Consider the following 12,971-nt stretch of genomic DNA (forward strand, 5'->3'; position numbering starts at 1 on the left):
TGGATAGTCCTTTCTTACCGAGGGCGATCGCAGACGACGCGACCGCAACTTCCCTTGTTGTTCTCAACAGACAGGAAGACCTTTGCTTCCGCGCCCCAGGCAACGCCGCCGGACGCCATTCTCGCCACGTACGAGAACGTTCGATTCCCGCTGCCCGGATTATTCGGACCCACGCTGCGGCTGAACCTGGCCACGCCACCGGGTGGCACCGGCGCAGAGAGTGCGATGTTTTCGTTGGGCTGATTGAGGCCGAACGTGAGGTAGGTATCGCCTGGATTCCAGACCACATTGCTTGTATTGCGGAACTCGAAGATCAACGTTGAGGAGCCGCCATTGAAGATCTGGTACGGATAGGCCGACGCGCCAACGACTTCGGCATTGCGCACTACTGCTGGAACGGTGAACGTACCCGAGCGATTTAGCAGCAGATGAGCCTGGCCCGAGGGCGAGATGCCATGGACGTAGATGGGCTTTCCGCCATGTGCGCTGCGAATATTGGAGTCCAAAGCAAAGCCAAACCAATACGCCCCTTGTGATTGGCACGCCGCTTTTACGTCGTCGTTCGGAACCAGTGTGCCGGTGACACTCCCAAGGTACGTACCAGCGCCTGCCGGCCCTCCCGCATAGATGTGTACGGTAGTGGCCGCGTTGACGCCCACGGAGCATGCCCATCCTTGCACGGAGAAGTTCCAGTTCGCGTCGTTGGTAACCCCTGCGACGTCTCCGATGATCGTTGCCGTGGGAATGGCGAAGTTGCCGGAGTTGCCCAGCGCTTGGTTGTGCTGTGCTCCCTTCGGAGATGCGCCGTAGATTGAGAACTTGCGACCGCCCAGCTGCTGCCTCTGGGCCAGCGATATCGGCAGCTGGTATCTGTATGCACTGCCTGAGGCTTGGCAGGCGGCAGCAACCCCTGGCTCGCTGGCAAGGTTTGCCTGGGTGCTTCCCAGGTAGATGTTGCCTTCGGCATAGCCATCCACCTGGATGGATCCGGCCGATCCGGTGGAGCAGGCCCAGCCTCGAGCAAACCAGTTCCACTGCCCGTCATGGGTGATTTCGTCAATCATTCCCTTGACCACCGTATCGATCGGATAGTCGGTCTGTGAAACCTCGGTACGCGTACGATTGGAAGCGTTGTTGTAGCTATGACGGGTCCACGCCCACGTACCGTCTCCCAGCGAGCGGACTTCCTGCGTCAGGCGGCGTCCTGCGTCGTAGCCGTAGCGTACTGTCACGCCGTCGGGCTGGGTGAGCGAGGCGATGTCACCTGCAGGATTGTATCCAATGGCCATGGTCGCCCAGCCGGTTCCCGAGCTGGTTCTGTCGGACACAACACGGCCACGACCGTCATACGTCAGTTCCCGCACGCCCCCGTTCGCATTGACGATGCGCCCCGGCAGTCCCAATCCGTTGTGGTTGGAGTAGCTGACCGTATGCCCGAGTGCGTTGGTGACGCTGGTCAGATCGCCCTGATTGTTGAAGACAGAGGTAACGTCATCCTGTGCAAGCGGGCCGTCGACCTTGATCGAGGCCTTCAATCCATTGGCATGATAGGTATAGGTGGTACGGGTCACCCGCGTCTGGTTGGGCACCCCACGTGCCGTCAGATTGCGCTCGGTTGCGCTGGCCACGTTTCCGCGATCGTCATAGGTGTAGGCAACTTCGAGATCACCCACCACCGTTGTCTTGAGCAATCGGTTCCGCGTGGTATCCCATTCCTGCAAGGTCGTACGTTCGGCTGAGCTGCCGACCGCTTCCACTCGCTTCAGCAGATAGCCCTGTGCGCTGTAGTCGAAGTTGGTCAGGTTGTCCTGGAAATCATGGACCAGATCCGGATAACCATTGGCGTCATAGCTCTGCTCCTTGTAGCTGGCAGGGCAGTTCGGCGACGGATCGCCCTTGGTCGACACCATCTTCCCGTCCTTGAACGTGTAGGTGGTGCTACGGCCAAGGGGGTTGGTTACAGTGACATCAATGTCGACGGGCCGCGTAAGACTCGGCGCGGCGGCCGCCGTCATGCCGAGGGCACTCTCCATCGGCAGCGAGTCGACGGGCAGCGAGCGCGGCTGATAGCAGATGCGTGAGCCTCCGGGGCGCTGCTCGCACCATCCTCGCTCTTCGTCGGCGCGGATACCGCCCGGCCGAGTCGGCGCGGGGGGCGGAAGCACCGGTTCGGTGCTACGCACGGCATAGCTGAATCGGAATCGCTCAATGCCGCCGTTGTGTTCCGTGCTGATGGCGCGCCGCTCGGCGTCGTACGCAAAAGTGGAATAGCGCACGCCATCAAAAGACTTGCCAGTCAGTGCACCCGGGAAGCGGGCATCTTCGTAGTGGTAGCTGATTGTCGTTGCAGGTGTGCCGGGTAGTGTCGTGCTGGCGAGCCGGCCACGTCCGTTCCCGAACACGTTCGGGGTATAGGTATAGCGATAGATGTTGCCGGCCGGATCGGTTACCTGGGTAACCTGTCCATTGGCCCAGCCAAAGCTGATGCTGCGGCCCGAGGAATGAGTCACCTTCTGCAGGTAACGGTCAGCATAGGAGAACGTCCAGCTCACACCCTGCTCATTGCTGAGTCGGGTGATATAGCCCTCTGCGTTGTAGTTCTCCGTACCGTTGTTTTCGTTTCGAAGCGTGAACGTGCCATCGCCGTTCGCGGAGAGGTACGCGATGGGTTGCGCCTTGTCCTCATACCAGCGACCGCTGGCCGGATCCTTGAGGTACTTGATGCGGCGACCGTCGGGCCGTTGCACCCACGCCAGCTGGTTTGCATCGGTGAACGCGAGCGAGTAATCGAAGTTGCTCAGCCAGTGATTGCCGAACAGTCCGGTCGCGCTCCAGTAATGATTGTAGTTCCGCTGCAGGAACAGGCCCATTTCGCCCTGGCTGGCGAAATCGAGTTCTGGCTCGACCTTGTTGCCGCTGTAGAGCACGACAGGATTGCCCTTGCGGCCATTGCAGTCCTTCTCCTTGTCATCGGTCGGCTGTTCCTTCGCCGTTTCGGTCGGAATAGCGCCGCCACCGCCACCGCCACCGCCATTGTCCATCTGTGACTCGGACAGGTGGACACCACTGCCACCGCCAAATCCAAAACCACCTACACCTCCAGGGAGGCGCTTGGCGGTGACTTCAACGGTTTCCAGGGTGTTTGCCGCCGTTGCCAGTGTCATCGGCAGGGAAAGCAGCGGCAGAAGAAGAAGACGGGACTGCAGGATGTTCCGTGTTGCAACGTGCGTCATGCGCTTGCCTGGCTCCTCATCCGAGACCGAGTCATTCAGTCACCGGGAATTCATGTTTGTGGCGAGTGTATGACGACGTGATGAAGCGGCGCAATGGACATGCGCAACGTTTTTCATTCAATGCCGATCAATAAACACAGCACGGCACGATGAACCGATGATGCGTTCGACAGCACTTGCACGCGCCTAGAACAGCGAACCCTGCGGCGATTCCTTCCTCGGCGGCAACGGCTTCAGGAACCGGCTGCAATCCAGCTTCGGCCAATGGCTGTTCTGCGCATTGAACCCGAGACGCTTTCGCGCCAGCTTGAAGCGGTTGTTCAACAGATCGGCATACACGCCCTGGCCGCGCATCCGCGTGCCGAACTGGCTGTCGTAGTCCTTGCCGCCGCGCAGCTGCTGGATGGTGCTCATCACGTGCGCGGCGCGATCCGGGTGGTGGGTGTCCAGCCAATCGCGGAACAGCGGCGCCACTTCCAGCGGCAGGCGCAGCAGCACGTAACCGGCGGTGCTTGCGCCGGCATCGTGCGCGGCCTCCAGCACGGCTTCCAGTTCGCTGTCGTTGATCCATGGGATCACCGGCGCCACCATCACACCCACCGGAATACCCGCTTCATGCAGGCGCTTCATCGCGCGCAATCGTGCATGCGGCGCCGACGCGCGCGGTTCCAGCTTTGCGGAAAGATGCGGGTCCAGCGAGGTCACCGAGAAATGCACGCTGACCAGGTTCTCCGCGGCCAGCGGTGCGAGCAGATCGATATCGCGCTCAACCAACGCGTTCTTGGTGATCAACGAGAACGGATGCTTCGTTTCCAGCATCACTTCGATCAGCTGGCGGGTCAGCTTGAACTTGCGTTCGATCGGCTGATACGCATCGGTGTTGATGCCCAGCGCGATCGGTTGCGGCACGTAGCCCGGCTTCGACAGCTCCTTGCGCAGCAGCTGCGGCGCATTGGTCTTGGCGAACAGCTTGGTCTCGAAATCCAGGCCCGGCGACAGGTTCAGATAGGCGTGCGAGGGGCGCGCAAAGCAGTACGAGCAGCCGTGCTCGCAGCCACGATAGGGGTTCACCGACTGGCTGAAGCCGACGTCCGGCGAAGTGTTGCGGCTGATGATGCTGCGTGCGGTCTCGGCACGAACCTCGGTGCGCAGGCGCGGGGCGAGGAATTCCTCGCTCTCGTCCATCGCCCAGCCATCGTCCACCGCCTCGCTGACGGTGCTTTCAAAGCGCCCGGCGAGGTGGGACGTGGAACCTCGGCCCTTGATCGCAATACCCATTGCGGCAGGGTACGTCGTGGTTGTCTCAATGGCTGCGACGGCCATCTGAAGGGTTCAGGGCGGTGCTGAGCCGAGCCCATGCTCGGCTGCGTCCGTCGATCAAAGCAGCGCCAGGTAGCCCCGCACCGTGGCATCCAGCCCGTCATACAGCGCTTCACCGATCAGCGCGTGTCCGATCGACACTTCCAGCACGTCCGGCACATTCGACAGGAAGTCACGCAGGTTGTCCTGCGACAGGTCGTGGCCGGCATTGACCCCCAGTCCCACCGTCTGCGCACGTCGTGCGGCAGTGGCGAACAGCGCCAGCATGGCCTCGGCATCGCCGGCCGCGTGCGCTTCCGCATAGGGGCCGGTGTACAGCTCGATGCGGTCGGCACCGACGTCAGCCGCCCGCTCCAGCAACGGGTTGCCGGCGTCAACGAACAGGCTGACCCGGCAGCCCATCGCTTTCAGTTCGGCGACCAGTGGTCGCAGGCGCTCGCCGTCACGCTCGAAGTCGAAGCCATGGTCCGAGGTGATCTGGCCGTCGCCATCCGGCACCAGGGTCGCCTGCGCCGGGCGGGTCTGCGCGCACAGCGGCAGCAGCCCCGGATAGCCCTCGCGCGGCGGCGCGAACGGGTTGCCTTCGATGTTGAACTCGACGCCACGCGCGCGGGTCAGCGTGGACAGGGCCAGCACGTCTTCGGCGGTGATGTGGCGGCGGTCCGGCCGCGGGTGCACGGTGATGCCATGCGCACCGGCATCCAGGCAGGCCTGGGCGGCGCGCACCACGTCCGGTTCGGCGCCGCCACGCGAATTGCGCAGGACGGCGATCTTGTTGACGTTGACGCTGAGCTGGGTCATGGAACGGAACTACTTGGAAAGAGGGGACGGATCGTGATCGTCGGAATCGGCGCTGCGACGGGCCTGCGCCTGCTCGCGCAAGCGGCGCAGCTCCTCGGCGTCGACCAGGGTGGCCGGGTCGCGCTGAAGGTCGCCAAAGCGGGCGACGTAGCGGCCGCGCACCCAGGCCAGCAACAGGGCGAGGGCGGCCAGCAGGCACAAGGCCATCAGCCCGGGGCTGGGCGTCTTCAGGGCGAAGGCAAAGCAGCCCAGCGCCAGCAGCAGGTACAACCAATACATAGTCGGGCTCCCCGGGTGATCGCCGCAGTGTAGCGCTGCCTCAGAGCAGCGGCGAGGCCAGCCGGGCAAAGGCCTCCGGCAGGCGGTGCAGCCACAGCGAGCGGCCGGCCTGGTCGTGCACGCGGGTGGCCCGTTCGAACTCCCCCTGCAGCAGCCCGGCCAGCTCAGCAACGCGGTCACGGTCGCTGATCATCATCGACAGCTCGAAGTTCAAGCGGAAGCTGCGATGGTCGAAGTTGGCGCTGCCGACGATGCAGACATCATCATCGGCGATGAAGGCCTTGGTGTGCAGCATGCGCGGGCCGTACTCGTAGATCTTCACCCCGGCATGCAGCAGCTCGTCGAAGTAGGAGCGCGCGGCCTGGGTGACGAACCAGGAGTCGCTCATCTTCGGCACCAGCAGGCGCACATCCAGGCCACCCAGCGCGGCCGAGGTCAATGCCATCCGCGCCGCTTCGCCCGGCACGAAGTAGGGCGTCACCAGCCAGACCCGTTCGTGCGCTTCCTGGATCGCCGCCACGTGCAGCCGGTGGATGGTTTCCCAGCCGGAATCCGGGCCGGAGACCAGCACCTGCGCGCTGATCGGGCCGTCCGCGCGCAGCGGCATGTCGGCGGGCCAGAGGCGCGCGATGTCGAAACGCGAGTGGTCCTGCCCGCTGGCGTACAGCCAGTCTTCGGCGAACACCAGTTGCAGGCTGCGCACTACATGCCCGCGGATGCGCATGTGCAGATCGCGGTAGGCGTCGGCCCGGCGGCTTTCGTCTTCTTCGTCGGTGATGTTGATGCCACCGGTGAACGCCAGGCGGCCGTCGATGATCACCAGCTTGCGGTGGGTACGCAGGTTCAGCCAGGGGCGCTTGAAGGGCTTGAGCAGCTGCCGCGGGTGGAACCAGATCGCTTCACCGCCCGCATCCAGCAGCGGTTGCAGAAAGCGGCGGGGCAGGGCGGAAGAGCCCACGGCATCGAGCAGCAGGCGCACCTGCACGCCGGCACGGGCACGCTCGACCAAGGCATCGCGCAGGGCGGTGCCGGCGTGGTCCGGGTTGAAGATGTAGTACTCCAGATGCACGTGGTCGCGGGCCTGTGCGACGGCGTCCAGCAGGGCCGCGTAGGTGGCGGCGCCGTCCACCAGCCAGGTCACTTCGGTGGCACTGCTCGGTGCCAGCCCGGTGGTGGCCTGGGCGATCTTGGCCAGCTCGGTGCAGTCGGCATCGGGTGGGCAGACGTCACTGTAGTGCTCCATGCCCGAGCGCGCGCGGCCTCGGCGCAGGCGCTGCCGCTTCACCTTCTGCGGGCCGAGCAGGTAGTAGATGAAGAGGCCCAGGTAAGGCAGCAACGCCAGCGACAGGATCCAGCTCAGCGTCGCGACAGGCTCGCGCTTCTGCAGCATGATCCAGCCCGCCAACGCGAACAGGTACAGCAGATAGGCCACCGCCAGGATCGTGCCGAGGTGGGCAATGCCGTCGAGCCAGTGGCGCAGGGAGTCGAAGAGGGCGAGCATCCGCCGATCATAGCGGGCGCGTGCAGTCAGAGGGGGTCAGATCCCTTTTCCTGCGGAAAAGGGATCTGAGCCCGTCGGGCTCCGCAGGCACAAAAAAAGACGCCCCTGTTTCCAGGGGCGTCTGCAGTCGCGTCATGACTGTTGTATTGCGGTGTAGCGTTTACTGCTGCACAAAACCGATCTTCTTCATCTGAGCGTTCTTCGCGGCGGCCAGGACCTTGGCCATCACGTCGTACTCGGAATCCGGGCTGGCGTCGATGCGCAGTTCCGGCTGGTTGGTCGGGTCACGCTGGACCTCCTGCTCCATCCGCTGCTGCAGCTCGCCGGTATTGATCGGGCTGTTGTTCCACGAGACCTGGTTGCTGGCGTCGATCTTCAGTTCGATCGGCGGCGGCGGTTCGACCAGCTGCGGCGGTGGGTTGAGCACGCGCTGCGGCAGGTCCACGGCGATCGGATACGTCATGATCGGCGCGGTCACGATGAAGATGATCAGCAGGACCAGCATCACGTCCACGAGGGGCGTGACGTTGATGTCTGCCATGGGGCCCTTGCCACCACCACTACTGAATGCCATGGCTTATTGCCCCTTTTCTTTGGTCGCGACGAAGCCGACGTCCAGCATGCCCTGCTCCTGCGCGACCTTGGTCAGGTCGTTGATGACGCGCATCTTGGTGGTGCGGTCACCACGCAGGTTGAGCGGCGGCTGCGGGGTCTGCTGGGCGGCGGTCGCCAAGCGCGACTCGAGAGTCTGCTTGTTGATTTCTTCGTCGTTCCAGTAGATCGAGCCGTCTTCCTTGACTGCCAGGGTGATCGGGCCGGCACGCTTTTCGGCGTCTTCCGGCTTCTGGATCAGGTTGGCTTCCGGCAGATCCACCTTGACCTTGTGGGACATCAGGGGCGCCGTGATGATGAAGATGATCAGCAGCACCAGCATCACGTCCACGAGGGGCGTAACGTTGATGTCGGCCATGGGGCCGCCGCTGTTACCACTACTGAAAGCCATAACGGGCTCCGTCTAGATCGTGTTGACTACGTTCTCGCTGGGTACAGCGCGTCGCAATTAGCGGACGCGCGAACCGGTGGCGAAGAAGTCGTGCAGGTCGTGCGCGAAGGTATCGAACTTGCTGATGGTCGCGCTGTTGACCTTGCTGAAGAAGTTGAAGGCGAACACGGCCGGGATCGCGACGAACAGACCGATGGCGGTCATGATCAGCGCTTCACCCACCGGGCCGGCAACGGCGTCGATCGAAGCGGAGCCGGTGGCACCGATCTTGATCAGCGCGCCGTAGATGCCCCACACGGTACCCAGCAGACCGACGAACGGAGCGGTTGCACCGACGGTGGCCAGCAGGGTCATGCCCGACTGCAGCTTGTTGCTTTCGCGGGTCACGGCCTGACGCAGGGCGCGGTCGACGAACTCCGAACGGCTCAGGTTCTCACCGACGCCGCCGGTAGCACCGCCTTCAGCGCGCTGGTGGTGGGCAGCTGCCTGGGCAGCGTCCAGGGCGATCTTCGAGAACGGCTCCGAAGCCGGCTGTTCTTCCATCGCACGGATGGCGTCCTGTGCGTTCGGGGTGTCCCAGAACAGGCTGACGACGCGATCGGCGGCGCTCTTCAGACGGACCGAACGGAAGATGTTGATGACGGTCCAGTACCAGGACATGGCCGACATCACGATCAGGGTCAGCAGCACGACCCAGGAAACCGCGAAGTCACCCGGCTTGGTGGTCATTTCGTGGATCAGGTGCTCGAAGCCCATCTGCGACAGGGCGTTGGACGGATTGCCCCCGGCAGCAGCGGCGATGAAAAGTTCCTGCAGCATGACGCTTACCTTTGTTGTGTGTGGTGATAAAGAGTGTAGCTAAGCTAAACAATCGAACTGGGAGCGGGGTGGCCAGGTGGCCACCCGAGCGCATCAGTTCAGCGCAAAGTTGACCGGGACGCGAACGCGACCTGCCGCCTTCTTACCGCCAGATTCAGCGGCGTTGAAGCGCCACTTGCGAGCCGCTTCCATCGCAGCACGGTCCAGGTCGCGGTTACGGCTGGACTTTTCCACCGTGACATTGGTGACGTTGCCGCTGGCATCGACATCAATGATCAGGATCACTTCGCCCTGGATACCGGCGCGGAAGGCTGCCGGCGGGTAGCGCGGCGGATTCATGGCCTTCGACGAGATATCCACGCTGGCCTCGATCGAGGTTGCCGGTGCCGGCGGAGACGGCGGCGACGGCGGCGTGACGATGTCGCTCGGGCGCGGCTCCGGCACGTCCACGACCGGCGCCTGCGGCGGCGGCGGGACCGGCGACGGCTTCGGCGGCGACAGATTCTTCACCGGCGGCGGCGGAGTATCGGTCGGCGGCGGCGGCGGCGGCGGCGGGGGCGGCGGCGGCGGCGCATCGACGATGGTCACCATGACGTTGCGCTCCTTCTCCGCGACGGCCTTGGGAGCCACGGCGGGGATCAGGAGCATCATGAAGGCGGCCAGATGCAGGGCAATTACAAACGCGATGCCGACGATGCGAGGCCAGCTCAGCCCCTTGTCATCGGGTTGTTCGTACCGGTGAACGATTAGTTGTTCCGTCATGCGCCAAGAGCTCAATAGTGGGGCCGGGATCCCGGGGGCGGAATCCCTGATCAGCGGTGCATGACACCGCAGGAACCTCCAAGCTTATACCAATCCTGAGCGCCTGCGCATCAACTGAGCAGGCATTCAGGCGTTATTCCTACTTACTTCAGGTTGATGATTTTTTTGGCATCAGCCTGGTTCTTCACACCCTTCGCCAGCGCCTGCTGGGCGGCCTGCTTGGCCTCCGGGATGCGACCTTCGGCATGCAGGACGCGTGCCAGGTTCAGGTAGGTCTCACCGTCCTTGGACAGCGGGGCAGCCTTCTGCCACGCATCGATCGCCTGCGGCACCTGGTCGGAGTAGTAGTAGGACTGGGCCAGCGCCAGGTAAACCTGGTAGTCCGGCTTCAGGATGCCCTTCTGCAACCCTTCGTTGATGACCGCGATGACGTCCTTTTCCTTCTTGTCGGTGTTGGCATAGATCGAGTACAGCTGCTTGTACTCGCGCTCTTCGGTGAGCTGGCCGCTGCTGCGCAGCTTGTCCATCACCGCGGCGGCCTTGTCCATCTGGTCGGCCTGCATGTACATGCTGGCCAGGTTCAGCTGGGCCTTCTTGTCGCTCGGGTTCTTGGCGGCCAGTGCCTCGGCTTCCTTGACCGCTTCACCGGACTGGCCGGCTTCGGACAGGGCCGCCATCAGCAGCTGGTTCCAGTTGTCCTTCGGCTCGGCGGCGCCGGCGATGGCCTGCTTCAGCACCGGGATCGCTTCCTGGTAGCGCTCAAGCTGGTACAGCGCCTGGCCCTTGGCGATCAGTTCTTCCGGCTTGGTCGACTTGCTCTCGGCGAAATACTTGTCCAGCGTCGCCAGGCCTTCAGCGGTCTGGTCTTCCTGCAGCTGCAGCTGGCCCAGCATCAGCATCGACTGGAAGTGGCCGTTGTTGTCCAGGCCGTTGAACTGCAGGACCTGCTTCAGGTAGCCAATGGCCGCCTTGGCGTCGTCGGTCTGGTAGGCGGCCTGCGAGGCCAGCTGCGCGGCCAGCGACTTGTCGTACTCGTTCGCGGCGCTGTCGGCCAGGATCGCGTCGGCCTGTTCGCGGGTCTCCGGGAACTTTTCCTTGTTGTAGCTGTCGATCATTTTCTGCAGCTTGCTGCCCATCTTGGCAGAGGCCTTGACCGTCGGCTCCTGGCGGGTCGCGTTCGGGTACAGCGCCTCGGCCTTGGCCTGCTTGCCGCCGCGGTTGCCGCGCTCGGAGGAACGCGAGGACTGCGCGAAGGCATCGGTGACCACGGCGCCGGTCAGGGCGGTCGCGACGAGGACGGAAAGCACTGCTTTGTGGTTACGGAAAATCATCGTTCACCTCGATCGAACCGCCGTTAGCGGCAAAGTCGGACTGTCAGAAAAATCTGAGCCGCCAAACGTATCAGAAACAGATGGCGTGAGAAATCGTTTTATGTGCTGCAATACAGCATAGAACTGCGCACTCATCCGCACTTTGGCCGCAGTCCGGCGGCCTGCGCCTGCTGGTAGACCGGGGTCAGGGACGGTGCATCGCGTCGCAGCTCCTGAATCCGGTTGGCCGGGTCAGGGTGGGTGGACAGCCATTGCGGGCTGCGTCCGCCACTGGCGGCCATCATGTTCTGCCACAGATCGACCGCCTGCGCCGGGTTGAAACCGGCCTGCGCCATCAGCCGCTGGCCGATCACGTCGGCCTCGCTCTCCTGGGTGCGCGAGCCCGGCAGCAGGAAAGCGGTCTGCGCGCCCATCCCGCCAAGCTGGTTCACCGTGCTGGCGGCGCCTTCGCCATAGGCGGCACCGGCCAGCGCGCCGAGCACGGCCAGCCCGGTCTGTGCGCCCATCTGGCGGGTGATGCGTTCTTCGTGGTGACGGGCAATGACGTGGCCGATCTCATGGCCGATCACGGCTGCCAACTGGTCCTGGTTCTTTGCCACGGTGAAGATGCCGGTGTTCACGCCGACCTTGCCGCCGGGCAGGGCGAACGCGTTGGGCTCCTTGTCGACGAACACCGCCGTCTCCCACCGTACGCCACGGTACTGAGGCGGCAGCTGCGCGACCAGGGCATTGACCACGCACTGCACGTAGCCGTTCTGGCGGCCGTCGGTACTGATCTTTTCCTTCTGCTTGGTTTCCGCGAACGCCTGCGCGCCGAGCTGGTCCAGCTGCGCCTGCGACACGCCGCCGACCATCTGCCGGCGGCCGGTCGGGGAGGTGGTGGTCGCGCAGGCGCTGACCAGGGTGGTGATGACAAGGGCCAGCAGCAGTTGTTTCATGGAAACTTCCCCCGTGTTCATATCCGCAGTGTCCAATGTAACGGCTTAATCTTTCGTCAAGCGGACACGGCGTTACGTTGACCCCAGGAACACCATCGCGGCAAGTGCAACCGCATTGTTCAGCGCATGCGCGGTGATCGCCGCCCACAACGTGCCGGTGCGCTGGTAGAGCCAGCAGAACGCGGCACCCATGCCGCCATACACCAGCCACAGCTGGGCCATGCCCAGCAAGGAATTCTTGCTCATGCCCGGCACTTCGTGGACCAGGGCGAACGCCAGGCTGCTGAGGATGACCCCGAGCCAGGGACGACCGGCCTTCCACAGGCGCCCGAACAGCACGCGGCGGAACAGCAGTTCTTCGTAGGCCGGTGCCAGCACCACGGCGAACAGCACGAGGAACAGCGGGAAACGCGCGATCGCGTTCTGCATCAGTTCCACGTTGGTCGGCACCGGTTCGATGCCGAACTGCTTGGCCAGGAAAGCAATGCCGTTGCTGCCGATCACGATCAGCGTGGCCACCAGCACGGTCCAACCCCAGGTTGAAGGGCGACGCAGTGCCTGCCGCGAGGCGAAACGCTCATCGGCATTGGCCGGGCGGCGCCAGAAATACACCACGAGTGCGGCGCCACCGGTGGCGATCAACGCCATCAGGATCTGTGCCAGTGCCCCCGGCTGGCCAACGGCTGCACCGACCGCATCGGGCGACAGCGCGCCACCGTGGGCATCGGCGTTGGCACGGCTCACCATGATCGCGCGGTAGAAGCCCCAGAACAGCCCGGTGACCAGGCTCAGGCCGAACAGGGTGACAGCGGCAATGCCCAGGTCGATGAAGAAACCCGCCAACGCGGAGCCCGCACGCGGCACGGCCGAGGCAGGTGGAATCGGGGGCGGGGCGGAAACCGGGGCGGATGCGGACATCAGGTACCTGCGTTCAAGGATCGAAGGCCGGTGCACCTCCCCGCGCACCGGCCGTCACTGATTGTG

General features: G+C 63.9%; 12 protein-coding genes. All 12 read right to left on the reverse strand.

Annotation, left to right across the window (positions count from 1 at the left end; all coding sequences use genetic code 11):
- Window positions 1–14: 14 nt before the first annotated feature.
- The 12 genes from ACMZPQ_RS12855 to ACMZPQ_RS12910 all read right to left on the reverse strand — a co-directional run bounded on the left by ACMZPQ_RS12855 (window position 15) and on the right by ACMZPQ_RS12910 (window position 12,905).
- On the reverse strand, window positions 15–3,233 hold the full coding sequence (locus ACMZPQ_RS12855; protein ID WP_312646750.1) for a DUF6531 domain-containing protein: 3,219 nt from the start codon (window positions 3,231–3,233) through the stop codon (window positions 15–17).
- Between the two features lie 186 nt (window positions 3,234–3,419).
- Window positions 3,420–4,511, reverse strand: coding sequence for a PA0069 family radical SAM protein (locus tag ACMZPQ_RS12860; RefSeq protein WP_197581257.1), 1,092 nt, complete (start codon window positions 4,509–4,511; stop codon window positions 3,420–3,422).
- Between the two features lie 99 nt (window positions 4,512–4,610).
- Window positions 4,611–5,354 carry a pyridoxine 5'-phosphate synthase gene (locus ACMZPQ_RS12865; RefSeq protein WP_197581254.1) on the reverse strand — a complete coding sequence of 248 codons (744 nt, stop codon included), beginning with the start codon at window positions 5,352–5,354 and terminating at the stop codon, window positions 4,611–4,613.
- A 9-nt stretch (window positions 5,355–5,363) separates the two neighbouring features.
- The gene (locus tag ACMZPQ_RS12870; RefSeq protein ID WP_197581251.1) at window positions 5,364–5,633 is read right to left on the reverse strand and encodes a hypothetical protein; all 270 of its coding nucleotides are present in this window, start codon (window positions 5,631–5,633) and stop codon (window positions 5,364–5,366) included.
- 40 nt (window positions 5,634–5,673) lie between these two features.
- The gene (gene cls / locus ACMZPQ_RS12875) at window positions 5,674–7,134 is read right to left on the reverse strand and encodes a cardiolipin synthase (RefSeq protein ID WP_197581249.1); all 1,461 of its coding nucleotides are present in this window, start codon (window positions 7,132–7,134) and stop codon (window positions 5,674–5,676) included.
- Window positions 7,135–7,294: 160 nt separating this feature from the next.
- Window positions 7,295–7,708, reverse strand: coding sequence for an ExbD/TolR family protein (locus tag ACMZPQ_RS12880; protein ID WP_004153330.1), 414 nt, complete (start codon window positions 7,706–7,708; stop codon window positions 7,295–7,297).
- Between the two features lie 3 nt (window positions 7,709–7,711).
- Window positions 7,712–8,137, reverse strand: a complete 426-nt coding sequence (locus tag ACMZPQ_RS12885) for an ExbD/TolR family protein (protein WP_040006786.1) — start codon at window positions 8,135–8,137, stop codon at window positions 7,712–7,714.
- Window positions 8,138–8,194: 57 nt separating this feature from the next.
- Window positions 8,195–8,956, reverse strand: a complete 762-nt coding sequence (gene exbB, locus ACMZPQ_RS12890) for a TonB-system energizer ExbB (RefSeq protein WP_008265438.1) — start codon at window positions 8,954–8,956, stop codon at window positions 8,195–8,197.
- Between the two features lie 93 nt (window positions 8,957–9,049).
- The gene (locus ACMZPQ_RS12895) at window positions 9,050–9,718 is read right to left on the reverse strand and encodes an energy transducer TonB (RefSeq protein WP_414486125.1); all 669 of its coding nucleotides are present in this window, start codon (window positions 9,716–9,718) and stop codon (window positions 9,050–9,052) included.
- A gap of 143 nt (window positions 9,719–9,861) precedes the next feature.
- On the reverse strand, window positions 9,862–11,049 hold the full coding sequence (locus ACMZPQ_RS12900; protein ID WP_197581243.1) for a tetratricopeptide repeat protein: 1,188 nt from the start codon (window positions 11,047–11,049) through the stop codon (window positions 9,862–9,864).
- 131 nt (window positions 11,050–11,180) lie between these two features.
- Complete coding sequence (locus tag ACMZPQ_RS12905) at window positions 11,181–11,987, reverse strand: M48 family metalloprotease (protein WP_197581240.1); 807 nt, start codon at window positions 11,985–11,987, stop codon at window positions 11,181–11,183.
- Between the two features lie 72 nt (window positions 11,988–12,059).
- Window positions 12,060–12,905, reverse strand: coding sequence for a CPBP family intramembrane glutamic endopeptidase (locus ACMZPQ_RS12910; protein WP_197581238.1), 846 nt, complete (start codon window positions 12,903–12,905; stop codon window positions 12,060–12,062).
- Window positions 12,906–12,971 lie beyond the last annotated feature (66 nt).

This window comes from Stenotrophomonas maltophilia (assembly GCF_047497515.2).
In the GTDB taxonomy this organism is placed as follows: domain Bacteria; phylum Pseudomonadota; class Gammaproteobacteria; order Xanthomonadales; family Xanthomonadaceae; genus Stenotrophomonas.

Bases quoted from the DNA above. Each gene is read 5' to 3' on its own strand.
- ACMZPQ_RS12885 (WP_040006786.1), bottom strand. From the start codon at position 8,137: ATGGCTTTCAGTAGTGGTAACAGCGGCGGCCCCATGGCCGACATCAAC.
- ACMZPQ_RS12905 (WP_197581240.1), bottom strand. From the start codon at position 11,987: ATGAAACAACTGCTGCTGGCCCTTGTCATCACCACCCTGGTCAGCGCC.
- ACMZPQ_RS12870 (WP_197581251.1), bottom strand. From the start codon at position 5,633: ATGTATTGGTTGTACCTGCTGCTGGCGCTGGGCTGCTTTGCCTTCGCC.
- ACMZPQ_RS12880 (WP_004153330.1), bottom strand. From the start codon at position 7,708: ATGGCATTCAGTAGTGGTGGTGGCAAGGGCCCCATGGCAGACATCAAC.
- ACMZPQ_RS12865 (WP_197581254.1), bottom strand. From the start codon at position 5,354: ATGACCCAGCTCAGCGTCAACGTCAACAAGATCGCCGTCCTGCGCAAT.
- ACMZPQ_RS12910 (WP_197581238.1), bottom strand. From the start codon at position 12,905: ATGTCCGCATCCGCCCCGGTTTCCGCCCCGCCCCCGATTCCACCTGCC.
- exbB (WP_008265438.1), bottom strand. From the start codon at position 8,956: ATGCTGCAGGAACTTTTCATCGCCGCTGCTGCCGGGGGCAATCCGTCC.
- ACMZPQ_RS12860 (WP_197581257.1), bottom strand. From the start codon at position 4,511: ATGGGTATTGCGATCAAGGGCCGAGGTTCCACGTCCCACCTCGCCGGG.
- cls (WP_197581249.1), bottom strand. From the start codon at position 7,134: ATGCTCGCCCTCTTCGACTCCCTGCGCCACTGGCTCGACGGCATTGCC.
- ACMZPQ_RS12900 (WP_197581243.1), bottom strand. From the start codon at position 11,049: ATGATTTTCCGTAACCACAAAGCAGTGCTTTCCGTCCTCGTCGCGACC.
- ACMZPQ_RS12855 (WP_312646750.1), bottom strand. From the start codon at position 3,233: ATGACGCACGTTGCAACACGGAACATCCTGCAGTCCCGTCTTCTTCTT.
- ACMZPQ_RS12895 (WP_414486125.1), bottom strand. From the start codon at position 9,718: ATGACGGAACAACTAATCGTTCACCGGTACGAACAACCCGATGACAAG.